The organism is Methylacidimicrobium sp. B4 (genome assembly GCF_017310545.1).
In the GTDB taxonomy this organism is placed as follows: domain Bacteria; phylum Verrucomicrobiota; class Verrucomicrobiia; order Methylacidiphilales; family Methylacidiphilaceae; genus Methylacidimicrobium.
In genome coordinates, this window is the sequence record NZ_CP066203.1 from 1620202 (window position 1) to 1635377 (window position 15176).

Annotated in this window: 15 protein-coding genes; 10 read left to right on the forward strand and 5 right to left on the reverse strand. The window is 62.2% G+C overall.

Annotation, left to right across the window (positions count from 1 at the left end; translation table 11 throughout):
* Positions 1 to 52 precede the first annotated feature (52 nt).
* Positions 53 to 1066: a signal peptide peptidase SppA gene (gene sppA / locus MacB4_RS07735; protein ID WP_206863298.1), complete on the reverse strand. Its 1014-nt coding sequence runs from the start codon at positions 1064 to 1066 to the stop codon at positions 53 to 55.
* An 82-nt stretch (positions 1067 to 1148) separates the two neighbouring features.
* Positions 1149 to 2666, reverse strand: coding sequence for a methionine--tRNA ligase (metG, locus tag MacB4_RS07740; RefSeq protein ID WP_206863299.1), 1518 nt, complete (start codon positions 2664 to 2666; stop codon positions 1149 to 1151).
* A gap of 254 nt (positions 2667 to 2920) precedes the next feature.
* On the opposite strand from metG, the gene MacB4_RS07745 reads away from it, so the two are divergent.
* The 9 genes from MacB4_RS07745 to MacB4_RS07785 all read left to right on the forward strand — a co-directional run bounded on the left by MacB4_RS07745 (position 2921) and on the right by MacB4_RS07785 (position 11561).
* A complete protein-coding gene (locus tag MacB4_RS07745) occupies positions 2921 to 3256 on the forward strand; it encodes an HU family DNA-binding protein (protein WP_206863300.1) in 336 nt (111 codons plus the stop codon).
* Positions 3257 to 3323: 67 nt separating this feature from the next.
* Positions 3324 to 4601, forward strand: a complete 1278-nt coding sequence (hisS, locus tag MacB4_RS07750) for a histidine--tRNA ligase (RefSeq protein ID WP_206863301.1) — start codon at positions 3324 to 3326, stop codon at positions 4599 to 4601.
* A 2-nt stretch (positions 4602 to 4603) separates the two neighbouring features.
* Complete coding sequence (aspS, locus tag MacB4_RS07755; protein ID WP_206863302.1) at positions 4604 to 6388, forward strand: aspartate--tRNA ligase; 1785 nt, start codon at positions 4604 to 4606, stop codon at positions 6386 to 6388.
* Positions 6389 to 6480: 92 nt separating this feature from the next.
* The gene (gene pyk, locus MacB4_RS07760; protein ID WP_242529180.1) at positions 6481 to 7902 is read left to right on the forward strand and encodes a pyruvate kinase; all 1422 of its coding nucleotides are present in this window, start codon (positions 6481 to 6483) and stop codon (positions 7900 to 7902) included.
* Between the two features lie 16 nt (positions 7903 to 7918).
* The gene (locus MacB4_RS07765; RefSeq protein WP_206863303.1) at positions 7919 to 8797 is read left to right on the forward strand and encodes an SDR family oxidoreductase; all 879 of its coding nucleotides are present in this window, start codon (positions 7919 to 7921) and stop codon (positions 8795 to 8797) included.
* Entirely contained in the window at positions 8781 to 9350 is a 570-nt protein-coding gene (dcd, locus tag MacB4_RS07770) for a dCTP deaminase (RefSeq protein WP_206863304.1), read from the forward strand. Before MacB4_RS07765 ends, dcd begins: the two co-directional genes overlap by 17 nt.
* A gap of 44 nt (positions 9351 to 9394) precedes the next feature.
* On the forward strand, positions 9395 to 10516 hold the full coding sequence (gene rlmN, locus MacB4_RS07775) for a 23S rRNA (adenine(2503)-C(2))-methyltransferase RlmN (RefSeq protein ID WP_206863305.1): 1122 nt from the start codon (positions 9395 to 9397) through the stop codon (positions 10514 to 10516).
* Between the two features lie 17 nt (positions 10517 to 10533).
* The gene (locus MacB4_RS07780; protein ID WP_206863306.1) at positions 10534 to 11157 is read left to right on the forward strand and encodes a DUF4412 domain-containing protein; all 624 of its coding nucleotides are present in this window, start codon (positions 10534 to 10536) and stop codon (positions 11155 to 11157) included.
* A 77-nt stretch (positions 11158 to 11234) separates the two neighbouring features.
* On the forward strand, positions 11235 to 11561 hold the full coding sequence (locus MacB4_RS07785) for a DMT family protein (protein ID WP_206863307.1): 327 nt from the start codon (positions 11235 to 11237) through the stop codon (positions 11559 to 11561).
* A gap of 12 nt (positions 11562 to 11573) precedes the next feature.
* Here MacB4_RS07785 and MacB4_RS07790 read toward each other — a convergent pair whose 3' ends face one another.
* The 3 genes from MacB4_RS07790 to cysK form a co-directional block, all read right to left on the reverse strand.
* Positions 11574 to 12116, reverse strand: a complete 543-nt coding sequence (locus MacB4_RS07790; RefSeq protein WP_206863308.1) for an adenine phosphoribosyltransferase — start codon at positions 12114 to 12116, stop codon at positions 11574 to 11576.
* Positions 12113 to 12949: an RNA polymerase sigma factor RpoD/SigA gene (locus MacB4_RS07795; protein WP_206863309.1), complete on the reverse strand. Its 837-nt coding sequence runs from the start codon at positions 12947 to 12949 to the stop codon at positions 12113 to 12115. The genes MacB4_RS07790 and MacB4_RS07795 overlap by 4 nt, the downstream gene beginning before the upstream one ends.
* Before the next feature lie 171 nt (positions 12950 to 13120).
* Complete coding sequence (cysK, locus tag MacB4_RS07800) at positions 13121 to 14086, reverse strand: cysteine synthase A (RefSeq protein ID WP_206863310.1); 966 nt, start codon at positions 14084 to 14086, stop codon at positions 13121 to 13123.
* Positions 14087 to 14145: 59 nt separating this feature from the next.
* On the opposite strand from cysK, the gene MacB4_RS07805 reads away from it, so the two are divergent.
* Entirely contained in the window at positions 14146 to 15171 is a 1026-nt protein-coding gene (locus tag MacB4_RS07805; protein ID WP_242529181.1) for a glycosyltransferase family 9 protein, read from the forward strand.
* Positions 15172 to 15176: the final 5 nt, after the last annotated feature.

Here is a 15176-nt window from a genome sequence, read left to right on the forward strand (position 1 = left end):
AGCAATCCGGAAAGAGGAGAGGCCAAGGGCGCAGAGGAGAGCCGCCGGAATCTCACGGGAGGAATCCACCGGATCCAAAGACGGTCGGCGCCAGGTAGTAGAGACGACCGGAGATCAGGGGAAGCCGATCGGAGGAGAGGAGGCTTTTCGCACGAGCTTCGCTCCCGAAAAGGCCTCGGACCAGCGCCGAAAGCCGGAAGGGGGGAGCGTACCGGACGACGCGGGCCGTCTTGACCTTGCCGAGCTCCTTGCATTTGTCAACGGCGTCTTCAAAGTAGCCGAGCTCGTCGATCAACTTGGCCTGCAGGGCCATCGCGCCGGAGAGGATTCTCCCGTCGGCCCAACGGACCTTCAGTTGCTCCAAGTCCAGGTGCCTTTCCTGGGAGACGATGCCGACGAACCGATCGTAACTGGCGTTGATGAGCCCTTGAACGTAGGCCTGCTCTTCCGGAGTCATTTCCCGTGTCGGATTGAGAATGTCCTTCATTTTGCCCGACTTCAGGGTCAGCGCCTTCACGCCGATCTTGTCGAGAAGATCCTTGACGTTGAAGGTTTGGAGGATGACCCCGATGCTTCCGGTGAGGGAGAGATCGTTGGCCATCAGGTAACTGGCGCCCATGGCCGCGTAGTAGCCACCCGAGGCGGCAACCGATTCCATGTAGACGACGATCGGCTTGACCCGCCGAACCCGTTCGAGCTCGTGATAGAGAACGTCACTCGCATCGACCTCTCCGCCCGGGGAGTTGATCGCCAGGAGGATGGCTTTGACCCGACGGTCATCGCGTGCCTGCCGGAGCTGGAGGGTGATGTCCTCGATCATGCTGTCTGAGAATTGGCCGGGCTCCTCTCGTGCGATCAGCCCTTGCAAGCGAATCAGGACGATCTTCTGGTCGCGATCGGGATCGCCAGCGACATATTCCTCCGGGAACTCCGGAGGTTTCATGTCCGGGCTGGTGCCCTTCTTCATCTGGAGCGCGTTCCAGAAGATCAAATTGAGCAAAAGGCTGACGGCCAGGAGGACGAGGAAGGACACCGTCCCGCATCCGACCCGTCTTTCGACCCTCATGGCGCAAGAGCATGACAGAGAGAGCAGTGCTGAGCAATGGCAAGCTCGTGAACGGACGGAAAATCTTCCGATCTCACAGCCCCTATCCCTCCACCCGGGGGAAAAGGGGCTCGGGGGCTCCGGCGGAGTAGCTCTCTCTGGGCGGTGCAAAGACGGCACGGGAGAGGAGCGGGGGTTCGGAGACGCCGAGCTCGGTCAGCAGCTTTCGGCTGCTTCGAGGTAGTGCGGGTTCGATGAGGATGGCAATCCGCCGGAGCGTCTCTGCCAGGATCGCCAAAATGAGGTCCAGCCGCTTTTCCGAAGCGGGTGCCCGGGCTACTTTCCAAGGAGCGGCCTGGTCGACGTAGCGGTTGGCTCGGCCGATGAAGGCCCACGCAACCGCGAGGCCCGTGCCCGTGTCGCCCTGGTCGAAGGCGACTCGGTAGGCCTCTTCGTCGAAGGCCGAAGCGAGCTCCCTCTCCGACTGCCCGGCTTCCGAATCGATCCAGCCGGGAACGCGTCCTCCCCGATAACGTGCGATCATGGAGAGGGAACGGTGCGCGAAATTCCCCAAATCGTTGGCCAGATCGCTCTGGTACCTCTGGAGAAGCTTCTCGTCCGAGAAGTCGGCATCGTTGCCGAGGGTCATCTCTCGCAAGAGAAAGTAACGGAGGGCTTCGGAACCGAAGCGGTCGAGGTAGGGGAGGGGATCGATTGCGTTCCCCGTCGATTTGCTCATCTTGGCTCCCCGATTGAGCCACCAGCCGTGTACCAGGAGCCTCCGCGGGAGCGGAAGCCCTAATGCCGCGAGGATCGCCGGCCAGTAGACGCCGTGCGCCGGCACGAGGATGTCCTTTCCGATGATCTGAAGGTCGGCGGGCCACCAGGTGCCGCCCTCCCCTTCTCGGGCAAAAGAGACATAATTGAGGAGGGCGTCGAACCAGACATAGGTGACATAGCGCTCATCGAAGGGCAGCGGAATGCCCCAGGCAAGGCGGCTTCGCGGCCGGGAAATGCAGAGCTCCTGCAGTGGACGTCGCAAGGCGGCCAGGAGTTCGTTACGGCGAAATTCGGGGACGATCCAGTCCGGTCGGGATTCGATTTCGCGCCGGATCTGCTCTCCGAATCGGGAAAGAAGGAAGAAGTAGTTCGGCTCGCGCATCGGGACCACTTCGCCGAAGATCTCCGGCCAGCGGCCATCCACCCTCTCCTTTTCGGTCACGAACTGCTCTTGCCGCAGGCTGTAAAAGCCCTCGTGCTCCTCAAAGCGGAGGAGCTCCTTCTCCTGGAGACGGCAGAGACAGGACTGAACCGCTTCCTTGTGCCGTGGTTCGGTCGTGCGGGCGAACTGGTCGAAGGAGATGTCGAGTCGGTCCCAGAGCGCGCGGAAGAGGCCGCTTTGCCGATCGCAGAAATCCTGCGGATCGAGCCCGAGAGCCCGGGCCGATTGCTGCACCTTTTGCCCATGCTCGTCGACCCCGGTCAGGAAAAAGACTGAGCGCCCGCAGAGGCGCTGGTAGCGCGCAAGGGCGTCGGCAAGGGTCTTTTCGTAGGCATGCCCCAGATGAGGGGAGCCATTGACGTAGTCGATCGCCGTCGTGAGGAAAAAGCGCTCTGCCATGAAGGGCATCCTCCTCAGCGGGAATGCGGCCGCAAGAGGTGATTGAAGAAGGACATGCTGAGCCCAACAAAAGCAGACGCATCCCGATTTGCAAGCCGCAGAGACAACTTTTGCGGACCGAGGGCTGCAAAAAGAGGTGCGCCTCCGGCGCTCCAACGGCCCTTCGACCGCTTTTTCTGTTGTGCAACCTTCTTTTCAGATTATCCTTTCCCTAGAAAGGGCTTCTGGAGGGGGGAGCCGCAACGGATCGATCTATGGGAAACCTGACGCGAAGGGATTTGGTGGTGCAGGTTGCGGAGGAGACCAATCTACCGCAGCAGCAGGCGGCAAGGGTCCTGGGCTCTTTATTGCGAATTCTCATGGAGAGCTTCGGGAATCGCCAGAATATCGAGCTGCGGAATTTCGGCGTGTTCGAAATCGCGTTGCGTCGTGCCCGTGTCGGCCGGAACCCTCGGAGCCCGGGACGGGACATCACGATCCCTCCTCGCGCGGTCGTCCGCTTCAAGCCAGGGAAGCAGGTCAAGCGAATCCTGCAAAAGGTGACGCAAGAGCTTCTGGAGGAGGGTGCGGCGAAAAAAAGCTCGCCCTGAACCAGGCGGTTGGGGATAGTGCCTGATCTCGCTATCCCGCTTGGAAGCTAGAGCGGGGAGCCGCGCCATGCAGCCTCTTCCCGGATTTCGAGACTTTTACCCGGAGGAACTCGCTTTCCGGGAAGCGATCCTGTCCCGCTGGCGGGGCACCGCGCGACGCTATGGCTTCGTCGAGTACGACGGTCCCGTCCTTGAGCCGCTCGATCTCTATCGAAAAAAATCCGGCTCCGAGATCCTGGATCAGGTTTACCAGTTCAGCGATCGCGGAGGCAGGCTGGTCGCCATGCGGCCCGAGATTACGCCGACGCTCGTGCGCATGGTCCGGGCGCGTCACCGGGACTATCGCAAGCCGTTGAAATGGTTCTCGATCCCCCAAGTGTACCGCTACGAGCGGGCGCAGCGAGGCCGGCTGCGGGAGCATTTCCAGTGGAATTGCGACATCCTCGGGGAGGAGTCCCGGGAAGCCGATATCGAAGTCATCGCCCTGTTGATCGACTCGCTCCGCGGCTTTGGGCTGGGGCCGGAGGACTTCGTGGTGCGGTTGAGCGACCGCGGGTTCTGGGCCAGGTTTTTTGAGCGGCACCAAGTGCGGGAGGAAGAGCGGTATGGCCTCTTTCAGGCGATCGACAAGATCGAGCGTCAACCGCGCGAAAAGACCGAGGAGGCCCTGGGCCCCTTGGCGGCTCCGGTTTTTCGGCTGATCGAGGAGGGTGAGCCTTGGGAGCCGGTGGAACGGGTGTTGGCCGGGTTGGGCGCGCGCGGGCTTGCGCCATTCGCCGAGCAGGATTACCGCGTCGTGCGCGGCCTTGCCTATTATACCGGGACCGTCTTCGAAGCGTTCGACCGGCAAGGAGCCTTTCGGGCCATCGCCGGAGGGGGTCGGTATGATGACCTTCTGGAGCGTCTGGGCGGCGAGTCGATGCCGGCGGTCGGATTTGGCATGGGCGATGTGGTGCTGGGAGAGCTGCTTCGCGAGAAAGGGAAGCTTGAGGCGACGCTCCCGCAGCCGGAGATCTCCGTCATCATTTCCGAGGAAGAGGTTCGTCCGGCGGCCGTCCGGCTGGTACAGTTGCTGCGGGATCAGGGATTTTCGGTCGATTACCCTCTCCACGCCGCCAAGCCCAAGAAGCAGTGGGAGCGGGCCGAGGCGATCGGCGCCCGTCATGCCCTCGGTGTGGACGTCCGCGTGATCGAGGGGATGGTGGAATTCCGGGAGATGGCTTCCCGGAAGAGCCGGCTCATATCGCTGGAAGCCATCGGATCGCTTCTCCAAGCGGCGAGAGCGGAGCCCGAATTTCCTGGAGAATCGACGACGCTCGGGCTGCCCCGGGAGGGGAAGGGATAGGCATGAGAACCGCGAATCGGTGGCGCACGCATCATTGCGCTCAGCTGCGGAAGACAGACGTGGGCCGAAACGTGCGGCTCTGCGGCTGGGTCGACCGGCGGAGAGACCATGGCGGGCTTGTCTTTGTCGATCTCCGGGATCGAGAGGGAATCTCCCAGATCGTCTTTCATCCAGAGGAGCACCCGGAGGCTGCGGAGATCGGGAAGGCCCTGCACGCCGAGGATCTCGTGCAGGTGGAAGGGTTGGTGGCGAGACGGCCCGAAGGGACCGAAAACACCGGTTTGGCCACCGGGGAGATCGAGGTGGTTGCCCAGTCGGTTCGACTGCTCAACTCCTGCCTGCCGCTGCCGTTTCCCCTCGATGCGACCGTGGAGAACGAAGAGCTGCGGTTAGCCTTCCGTTTCCTCGACTTGCGGCGTCCTCGGATGCTCGAAAACCTCCGGCTCCGCCATCGGATCGTCAGGGCGGTGAGAGAATACCTGGACGGGCAGGGCTTTCTGGATGTGGAAACTCCCATCCTCTCGAAGAGCACACCCGAAGGAGCGCGGGATTTCCTGGTTCCAAGCCGGATGGCTCCCGGCTCCTTCTATGCCCTGCCTCAGGCTCCCCAACAGTACAAACAGCTGCTCATGGTCGGCGGAGTCGAACGCTACTATCAGATCGCCCGCTGCTTCCGCGACGAAGACTTGCGGGCGGACCGCCAGCCCGAATTTACCCAGATCGATCTGGAGGCGTCCTTCGTCGAGACCGAAGACGTCCAGTTCTGGGTCGAAGGAGTGCTTGGGAAGATCTTTCGCGATGTTCTCGATACCGGCCTCCCGCTCCCCTTCCCTCGAATGAGCTATCACGAAGCGATGGATCGTTACGGGAGCGACAAGCCCGATCTGCGGTACGGGATCGACCTTTACGATGTTGGGGAGATCTTTCGGGAGTCGGACCTGAAAGTCTTCCGAACGGTCCTGGATGAGGGTGGGGTAGTCAAGGCGGTGAACGGGAAAGGGCTGGCGAAGATGGGAGCCTCAGAGCTGGCGGCGCTCGAGGAGCTCGCTCGAAGCCTGGGGGCCAAGGGCCTGGCCTACGTTCGGGTGGAGAGTTCCGGCTGGAGATCGCCGATCGGGAAATTTCTTACGGCCGGGCAGCGGGAGGCGCTTGCGCGCACGCTCGGTGCGAGCGAAGGCGATCTGCTCCTTTTCGCGGCCGATCGCTGGGAGCTCGCCTGTGAAATTCTTGGCCGCATCCGGCTGCGGCTGGCGGAGCTCTCCGGGGAACGAAGAGCCCATTCCGAATGGAAATTCCTCTGGGTGACCGATTTTCCTCTGTTTGCCTTCGACCGGGAGGAGGGCCGGTGGACTTCCATGCATCATCCCTTCACTCGGCCGCATCCGGAGGATCTGGAGCTTTTGGAGGAAGGGCGCTTTGGAGCGGTTCGGGCGTTGGCCTACGACGTCGTGCTCAACGGGACGGAGCTGGGCGGGGGCAGCATCCGGATTCATGAGTCGGAACTGCAGCAGAAGATCTTTTCGATCCTGGGGATCGATCCCCAGATGCAGGAGGAGCGTTTCGGCCATCTGCTCCGGGCCTTCCGTTATGGAGCTCCTCCCCATGGGGGCGTCGCGCTCGGCCTCGACCGGCTCGTCATGCTTTTGGCTGGCGCGGAATCGATTCGGGACGTCATCGCCTTTCCGAAGAACCGGCATGGTGCCGATCCCCTCACGGGCTCTCCCTCGGGGGTCGAGGCGAAGCAGCTTCGGGAGCTGCGGATCACTGCGGGGAGGGGAGAGGCGTGAGCGCGCGAAGCGACCGTCCGGGGCCGCACCCCTTCGGATCGATGGGGTTGGACGTCTCAGGGAGAGGGGAAGAGGATCGGAGGGAAGCAGCCGTGAACGAACCGATGTGGAAGCGGAAAACGCGGATCATTGCCACGCTTGGGCCGAGCACGGAGTCCGAAGAGAAGATCGGTGAGCTGATTTCTCGCGGGGTCGATGTCTTCCGTTTCAATATGTCCCATGCTTCTGCGGATTGGGTGCGGAGAACCAGCGCCATCGTGCGCGAGCAGAGTCGCCGCTTCGGGAGACATGTGGGACTCCTTCTCGACACCCAGGGGCCGGCCATTCGCACGGGAGATCTCTCGAGCCGGCTCGAGCTTCATCCCGGCGACATCTTCACCTTTACGGTGAGGGGGGATCCGAGCGTCGATGAGCGCTCCGTCTCCGTGAACTACGACGACCTGGCCCAAGACCTGCGAGTCGGCGACGTGGTTTTGGTGGACAACGGGGTCATTCAGATGAAGGTGCTCGAGAAGCAGGGATTCCGCGTCCGCTGCGAAGTCGTCACCCGTGGCGTCATGGGGAGCCGACGGCACATCAATCTGCCTGGCGTTCGAGTGAACCTTCCTCCTTTGACCAAGAAGGACTTGCTGGATGTCGACCTCGGAGTGGAGTGCCAGATGGACTATTTCGCGCTCTCCTTCGTGCGGGAGGCGAACGACGTCGATCTGCTACGGCAGATCCTGATTGCCAGGGGATCCAAGGCGGTGATCGTCGCAAAGATCGAGGACCAAGCCGCCGTCCAGAACCTGCCGCAGATTCTCGAGTCGGCCGACGCGATCATGGTGGCCCGCGGGGATCTCGGGATCGAGTGTCCCTTCGAGGAGCTGCCGATCATCCAACGACGGATCGTGAAGATGTGCCTCCAGAAAATGAAACCAGTCATCGTGGCGACGCACCTACTGGAGAGCATGACCCAGAATCCCGTGCCCACCCGAGCCGAGATCACCGACATCGCCAATGCGGTCTACGAGCAGGCCGATGCCTTGATGCTTTCGGGTGAGACCGCGGCGGGACGCTATCCCCTCGAGTGCGTCTCTCTCCTGGACCGGGTCATCCGGCGGACCGAGCGGAGCGGAGGAGCCGGCTACGCGGCATTTGCCGAGCTCCTCGAGGATCAGCAGAAAATCGCCAGCGCGGCCGTTCACTTGGCGGACCAGGTCCGTGCGGCGGCCATCTGCGTGTTCACTCGTCAGGGGAAGCTTACGGCGACGGTGGCCAGCCTTCGACCTCGCTATTCTCCCATCTACGCCCTGGCCGGCGAGGAGGACCTCTGCCGCAGGCTCATCCTTCGCTACGGGACCGAACCGATCCCTTCGCGCTATCCCACGAGTCAGGAAGAGGGGATCGTGATCGCGGAAGAAGAGCTGCGGAAGCGAGGGGTCGTTAGTTCCGGAGACAAGGTCATCCTCCTTTCCGAGGTCCCCCTTCACAGCGAGAGGGCCCGTCTGGTCGTCTTCTACCAGGTCGAATAGGCGAATCGGGAGAGCGGTGAAGCATTCTTTTTCGGGTTCTTCGGCATGGATCACCGGAGCCTCTTCCGGGCTGGGGGCCGAGTTTGCGCGGCGGCTCGCTCCGGAGGTTGCCTGCCTGATTCTCACGGCTCGCCGGGAGGAACGGCTACACGAGCTGGCCAGGGAGATCGAGCGGGAGCACCGGAAGGTGCAGATCCTCGTAGCTCCCGCTGACTTGACTGCTCCGGAGGGCATCGAAGGGGTGATCGATCGGATCGCGGCCAAGCGGGTCGAGGTCGATCTGCTGGTCAACAACGCCGGAGTCGGAGATTTCGGGTTGTTTTATCAGGGCGACGCGGACCGCCTTCGTGAGATGCTCGACCTCAATGTCAAAGCCTTCACTTTTCTTCTCTGGTGGTTGTTGCCGGGAATGATTCGGCGAGGGAGAGGATGCATCATCAACGTTGGATCGATCGCCGGGCTGCGGCCCGTTCCATCTTATGCGGCCTATGCGGCGACCAAGGCCTACGTCCACAGCCTCTCTCACGGATTGGAATGGGAGCTGGCGGGAACCGGTGTCACCCTGACCCAAGTCTGTCCCGCGTCGGTGGCGACCGAGTTCTTCGAGCGGGCGGTCCGATGCCCGGAAGACCAGAAGAAGGTTGGCGGTCCCCCGTTCATGTGGACCTCCCCCGAGGAGGTCGTCCGCATCTCCCTTGACGCGGCCAGGCGAGGCAAGCCGCAGGTCACGCCAGGCTTCCTTCCCGGGCTTTGCGCGTCGATCTTCTCCTACGTTCCGCTCTCTCTCCTGGGGAAGGTCTACCGGGCGGTTCTCTCCGGAAAGCGCAAGCCGGGAGGGGAATGGGCGGAAGAGCGGATGCTTGTGGAGAAGCGGAGCCATGGGCGTCCACTCTGACTCCTGGATCCGTCGAAAGGCTCTGGAGGAGGGGATGATTGAACCCTTCGTCGAAACCCAGGTCCGAAAAGCCGCCTCCGAAGAGCCGGTGGTTAGCTACGGCCTCTCGAGCTACGGCTACGACCTGCGCGTGTCGAATGAATTCAAGATCTTCACGAACGTGTTCCACACCGTGGTCGATCCGAAGCTCTTCGACCCCCGCTCCTTTGTCGACGTCACCGCCGACGCGTGCATCATTCCCCCCAATTCCTTTGCGCTTGCGCGCAGCGTCGAGTACTTCCGCATTCCCCGAAGTGTGATCACGATCTGCCTGGGAAAATCGACCTATGCCCGGTGCGGGATCATCGTGAACGTGACCCCATTCGAGCCGGAATGGGAAGGGCACGTCACCTTGGAGATTTCCAACACGACCCCGCTTCCGGCCAAAGTCTACGCCAATGAAGGCTTGGCCCAGGTCATCTTTCTGGAAGCGGCCGAGCCGTGCGAGGTTTCGTACGCCGAGCGTAACGGCAAGTATATGCGACAGAGGGGAATCACTTGCCCCAGGCCGTGACGGCAGGGTTGGAGCCAAGGCGTACACGCATAGGAGGATCCTTCATGAAACGGCATCTCCTCGACCAGACTCCCGAGGAGTGGGAGATGGGAAGCGGGCCCCCCTATCAACGCAGGGTCTTGAGCCAATGGGTTTTCGAGAAGCGTGTTCCTTCCTTTGAGCAGATGACGAACCTGCCTCTCTCGCTACGGAAAGAGTTGGCCGACCGATACCGGCTCCGCTCGCTCCGCCTGGCCCGCCGGCTCGAGAACGCCGACGGCGTCCAAAAGCTGCTCTGGGAGATGGAAGGAGGGGATGCTGTCGAAAGCGTCTTGATCCCCTCCGAGGCGGACCCCGGCAGCGGGAGGCTTACACTCTGCCTTTCCAGCCAGATCGGCTGTGCCTACCGTTGCGCCTTTTGTGCAAGCGGCCTTCAGGGCTTCCGACGCAACCTCTCCTCGGGAGAGATCCTCGAGCAGCTCCTGCAAGCCGAGGAGGGGGTGGGTCGGCGCATCGACAACCTGGTCTTCATGGGAATGGGGGAACCGCTGGCCAACTGGGATTCCCTTGTGCGCTCCCTCCGCCTCCTCACGGCCCCCGGGGGTTTTGCCATGAGCCCTCGGCGGATTACGGTGTCGACCAGCGGCTTGGTTCCGGAGATTCGAAGGCTGGCGGAGGAGCCTTTGGCCGTGGGGCTCGCCGTATCGCTCCATGCCGCAAGCGATACCCTTCGTTCCCGTCTCATGCCGGTGAACCGCAAGTATCCCCTTCCCTTGCTGCTGGAGGCCTGCGAAGAGTACAGCCGAAAGAAGCGGCAGCCGATTACCCTGGAGTACATCCTCCTGGCTGGGGTCAACGACTCGGACGCAGAGAGCGCGCGCTTGGGCCGGGTCGCTCGTCGGCTTCGGGCGAAGATCAACCTGATCCCGTATAATCGGGTTCCGTCGTTGCCTTGGGAGCGGACCGAGCCCGACCGAGTGGATCGGTTCGAGCGCTTGTTGCGGGAGAGCGGCTGTCGGGTCACGGTGAGGAGGCGGAAAGGGGAAGAGATCCTTGCGGCTTGTGGCCAGCTTCGCCTGGCTGCCACCGAGGATTCGCCAGTTCCGGAATCCACCCAGCGCTCCAGGGATGCGTCGTTCTCGCAGCCGCCACATTTGTTGCTCGTCGATCCGCAAAAAGGTCGGTAGGGTTTCCCGCGGATCCTATGGAACATCGCTTTCCCCGAGGCGCCGCATTGCTGCGGATCGCCATGGTTCTTGCGGGAGGCTTTTCCCTCTGCGCAGCTCTGTCTGCGTCGAGCGAGCCGGCTAAGGAACCGTACAGGCTGGCCAATCAATTCTCCGTTATCCAGACGATCCAGGTCGATGGTGGGAAGGCCTTCGTGCAGCACCTCTATCGGGATGGGGACAAGCTTCGGGTCGACGTCCAGGAGGGCCCGGAGACCCAGATCATCATCCTGCGCAAGGACCAGAAGAAGGTCTACACGATTCTCCCGGCGCAGAAGCTCGTCCTGGAGAGCGCCTACCGGGATGCCGGAGCGTCGACCAATCTGGGCCTCCCAGGTGAGGCGGGTGCCGTCTGGGAGTGGCAAGGGAAGGAGACGATTCACGGTCATTCCTGCGCGAAGTATCTCGTACGGGGAGACTCGAAGAGCCTCTCTGTCTGGCTGGACGAAGCCGGCAACTATCCCTTGCGCGTCGCGCCAGCGGCCGGGAAGACCGTGATCGATTGGGATCAGTATCAAGTGGGACCGCAGCCTTCCAATCTCTTTGAGCCGCCGGCGGATTTCCGGAAAATGTCGATGAGCTTTCCCGAACGGCCGCGGTAAAGCCCTTCCGCCCCGCACCGATGCCGGCAATGCCCTGTCGGCCTTTGTTGGGTTAGCGGAAAGCGTTCCGGCTCGGCATGAAAACAATTCTTCTGCTCGTCGTCTCGAACCTCTTCATGACCCTTGCCTGGTATGGGCATTTGAAATTTCGCGAGCAACCGCTTCTGCTGGCGATTGTCGCAAGCTGGGGGCTCGCTTTCTTCGAATATATCTTTCAGGTGCCGGCCAACCGGATGGGATCCTACGAATTCTCCGTGACCCAGCTCAAGGTCCTCCAGGAGTGCATCACCCTCCTGGTCTTCACGGTCGTGGCCTATTTTCTCTTCGGCGCAGTCCCCCGATGGAATCTTCTGATCGCCTACGGCTTCCTGGTCGCCGCGGTCTATTTCGCCTTCAAAGGGTAGCCGGAGGGCCGGCTAAGGAAACTGCAGGATCGAGTAGACCGGGTATCGCGAGAGCCGCTCCTTGCCTTTGAGCCCGCGAAGCTCGATCAGGAAACCGAGCTCGATCGGGGTCCCGCCGCAGCGCTCGATCAGCCTGGTGGCTGCCTCCGCCGTGCCACCCGTGGCGAGCACGTCATCGAGAATCAGCACCTGCTCGCCCTTTGCCACGGCGTCCCGATGGATGGTCAACGTGTTAAGACCGTATTCGGAGCTGTACGTGACTTCGAAGGTCTCATGGGGAAGCTTCCCTTTCTTGCGAATCGGGATGAGCCCGATGCCGAGGATGTGGGCCAGCGCTCCAGCAAAGATGAATCCCCGGGCGTCAATCGCGGCGATCTTGTCGATCTTTCTCCGCTGGTATCGTTCCAGGAAGATCATCATCACCAGCCGGAAGAACTGTCCGTCACCGATGAGGGGGGTAATATCCCGATAGAGGATCCCCTTTTCTGGAAAATCCGGAATGGTCCGAACCTTCTCTTTGAGACGGGACAGGGTGCTTTGCAGAAGGAAGGTCATCGGACGAGTTGACGCTTCTCCTTCTTCTCCAGGGCTCGGCGCACCTTCCGCAAGGCGATGTTCTGGAGCTGTCGAATCCGTTCGCGTGTCACATGGAATTTCTTGCCGATCTCTTCCAAGGTCATCTCCTCGTTCCCCTCCAGCCCGAAGCGAAGCGCCAGGATCTTGCGTTCTCGGGCGTCGAGGATGGGCAAGAGCTCCATCACCGTCCTTTTCAGGTTTTCGCTCTGGATGATGGATGCCGGATCGATGGCGCTTTCATCCTTGACCAGCTCCCCGAGCGAAGTGCCGTCCTCCTCCTCCCCGACTGCCGCGTTGAGAGAGGCGGGCTGAATGGCGATCGTGCGAAGCTCCGCGACGCGGGAGGTGGAGATGCCCAGCTCATGCGCGAGCTCTTCGTCAGTCGGTTCCCGGCCAAATTCCTCTGCCAGGCGGATGGCCGTCCGCCGCATCCGCGCGATCTTGTCGACCAGGTGAACGGGAAGCCGAATCGTTTTGCTCTGGTTGGCGAGCGCTCGCTTGATCGACTGCTTGATCCACCAGGCCGCATAGGTGCTCAGCTTTCCTCCTTTGGAGGGATCGAAGCGGTCGACGGCTTTCATCAAGCCGATGTTTCCTTCGGAGATCAAGTCGAGTAGCGGCAGGCCGCTGGTGGAGTAATCGTGCGCGATTTTCACGACCAGGCGCAGGTTGGCTTGGATCATCTTCTGGCGGGCGGCCGCATCGCCTTTTTGAATGCGATGAGCGAGCTCCACCTCTTCCTCTCGGCGCAGGAGGGGGATTTGGCTGATTTCCCGCAGATAGAGCTTGAGCGCTGAATCGTTATCGATCATGCCGAATCTATGATACGCAAGGAGCTGCCCAACCGTTTAGGATTGAGCCAGAGGGCGAACTTCGCAATCAAAAAGCGCGGCTCCACAAGGCTACCGAAGACGTAGTGGTGGGGGAATGAGCGGTGAGGCGAACGCGGCCCCAAGCCGGAGAAGCAATGGGGACGATCGGGGCTACGCCGAACCGACGCGACGCCGGGCCTCTTCGGCGAGTGCAGTGCTCAGATAGCGCTCCCCGGTGCTGGCGCCGACGGCGACGATCAACTTTCCTCGATTTTCCGGCCTCTTCGCCACTTCGATGGCCGCATGGACGGTCGCTCCGGTGGAAATCCCGGCCAGGATCCCTTCTTCGTCGGCAAGACGGCGCGCCATGGTCAAGGCATCGATATCGGCGACGGAAAGGGCCTCATCGACCACCGAGAGGTTGAGATTCTTGGGAACGAAGCCGGCTCCAATGCCCTGGATCTTGTGGGGGCCGGGCTTAGGCGGCTCCCCACGCAACGTCTGTGAAATCACGGGCGATCCGGCGGGCTCCACCGCCACGGTGCGGAACTGGGGCTTTCGCGCCTTGATCACCTCACCGACGCCGGAGATCGTACCGCCGGTGCCGACACCGGAAACGAAGATGTCGATGGATCCCTCCGTATCCGTCCAAATTTCTTCTGCCGTGGTGCGCCGGTGAATCTCGGGGTTCGCGGGATTCTCGAACTGCTGCGGAATCCAGGAGTTGCCTCGTTTTTCCTTCAGGGCGATGGCCCGACGGATGGCTCCGGCCATCCCTTCGGCCGCCGGGGTGAGTACCAGATGCGCTCCCAGGAGGGCGAGCAGGGTGCGGCGCTCGAGGCTCATGCTTTCAGGCATCGTCAAGGTCAGGTGGTAGCCCTTGGCCGCGGCGACGAAGGCGAGCGCGATCCCCGTGTTGCCGGAGGTCGGCTCGATGATTTCGGTCTCCGGGGTGAGGAGGCCCGCGTTTTCCGCGGCCTCGATCATCGCGGCTCCGATCCGATCCTTGACGCTGCCGAGCGGGTTGAAAAACTCGGCCTTGAGTGCTAACCTTGCATCGATCCCCCGCGCAACCCGGTTGAGTTGAATGAGCGGCGTGCGCCCGATCGTCGCGATGACGGAGGGGAAGATCGGCATGCTTGATTCTCTATAGAGTTCCGGAACATATGTCAAGCGGCAGTCTCGGTCAAAATGGGATGACTGGTCGGGCGACCAGGCCTCGGGTTGGACGGATCGCGGAGGAGGGGTTCTCGCCGAAGAAGATCTTGATTCTCAAGTTCAGCTCCCTTGGGGACGTGATCCAGGCCTTGCCGGTGGCGTCCGGCTTGAAGCGCCGATGGCCATCGGCCCAGATTCATTGGATGGCCTTTGCTCCCTACCGGGAGCTGCTGGCGGATCATCCGGCGATCGACCGGTTTGTCGAGTTCCCCCGTCGGCGAGCGACGCGGGGCGGGCTCTTTCGCGATCTTGCGCACTGCCTTGCCTCCGTTCGCGGTGAGCAGTACGACCTGCTTCTTGACCTGCAAGGGCTTCTGCGCAGCGGCGTGCTCTGCCTTTTGAGCGGGGCAAAGCGTCGCATCGGCCCATGGAATGGCCGGGAAGGCTCGATCCTGCTCTATCGTGAGCGGATCATGCCTCCCCCTCCGCCGGCTCAGGAGCGGTACCTCGCCTTTCTTCGCTACTTGGGAGTACCCGAGGGGCCTGCGGACTATGGGCTGAGGGTCGAGCCGCTGGAGCTGGCGGGATTGCGGAAGGGCTCGTACGTGGTGCTGCATCCCTACGCCCGGTGGAGGACCAAGCTCTGGCCATGGCGGTATTACGAAGAGCTGGCACGGTCTCTTCCGGATCTCTCCTTCGTGGTGATGGGGATGGGGCCATGGTTTCCGCTGGAGGCGAGGAATGTGGTGGATCTCCGCGGCGCGCTTCCCATGCGGCGGATGACGGCGATCCTGGGGAATGCCGCCGCGGTCGTCGGCCCCGATTCTGGTCCCGCCCACTTGGCGGCCGCTCTCGGGGTGCCGACGTTGATTCTTTTTGGCCCTACCGACTGGCGCGAATCCGCGGCGGTGGGCGAGAATGTGCGGGTGCTCTCCGCGTCCGCGAGCTGTGCGCCTTGCTGGAGGACCCGATGTCCGCAGAAGAGACCGGTTGCCTGCCTCTCGGAGATTGGGCCCGGCTGGGTCCGTGAGGAGCTGAAGGCAATCTGCGCAGAAGCCTTCTAGCTGGC

What these genes read in the sequence shown, in the direction of transcription:
- metG (WP_206863299.1), bottom strand. Translation starts at nt 2,666, where the DNA reads ATGGCAGAGCGCTTTTTCCTCACGACGGCGATCGACTACGTCAATGGC.
- MacB4_RS07805 (WP_242529181.1), top strand. Translation starts at nt 14,146, where the DNA reads ATGACTGGTCGGGCGACCAGGCCTCGGGTTGGACGGATCGCGGAGGAG.
- sppA (WP_206863298.1), bottom strand. Translation starts at nt 1,066, where the DNA reads ATGAGGGTCGAAAGACGGGTCGGATGCGGGACGGTGTCCTTCCTCGTC.
- MacB4_RS07790 (WP_206863308.1), bottom strand. Translation starts at nt 12,116, where the DNA reads ATGACCTTCCTTCTGCAAAGCACCCTGTCCCGTCTCAAAGAGAAGGTT.
- dcd (WP_206863304.1), top strand. Translation starts at nt 8,781, where the DNA reads ATGGGCGTCCACTCTGACTCCTGGATCCGTCGAAAGGCTCTGGAGGAG.
- aspS (WP_206863302.1), top strand. Translation starts at nt 4,604, where the DNA reads ATGAGAACCGCGAATCGGTGGCGCACGCATCATTGCGCTCAGCTGCGG.
- hisS (WP_206863301.1), top strand. Translation starts at nt 3,324, where the DNA reads ATGCAGCCTCTTCCCGGATTTCGAGACTTTTACCCGGAGGAACTCGCT.
- MacB4_RS07785 (WP_206863307.1), top strand. Translation starts at nt 11,235, where the DNA reads ATGAAAACAATTCTTCTGCTCGTCGTCTCGAACCTCTTCATGACCCTT.
- MacB4_RS07795 (WP_206863309.1), bottom strand. Translation starts at nt 12,949, where the DNA reads ATGATCGATAACGATTCAGCGCTCAAGCTCTATCTGCGGGAAATCAGC.
- MacB4_RS07745 (WP_206863300.1), top strand. Translation starts at nt 2,921, where the DNA reads ATGGGAAACCTGACGCGAAGGGATTTGGTGGTGCAGGTTGCGGAGGAG.
- cysK (WP_206863310.1), bottom strand. Translation starts at nt 14,086, where the DNA reads ATGCCGATCTTCCCCTCCGTCATCGCGACGATCGGGCGCACGCCGCTC.
- rlmN (WP_206863305.1), top strand. Translation starts at nt 9,395, where the DNA reads ATGAAACGGCATCTCCTCGACCAGACTCCCGAGGAGTGGGAGATGGGA.
- MacB4_RS07780 (WP_206863306.1), top strand. Translation starts at nt 10,534, where the DNA reads ATGGAACATCGCTTTCCCCGAGGCGCCGCATTGCTGCGGATCGCCATG.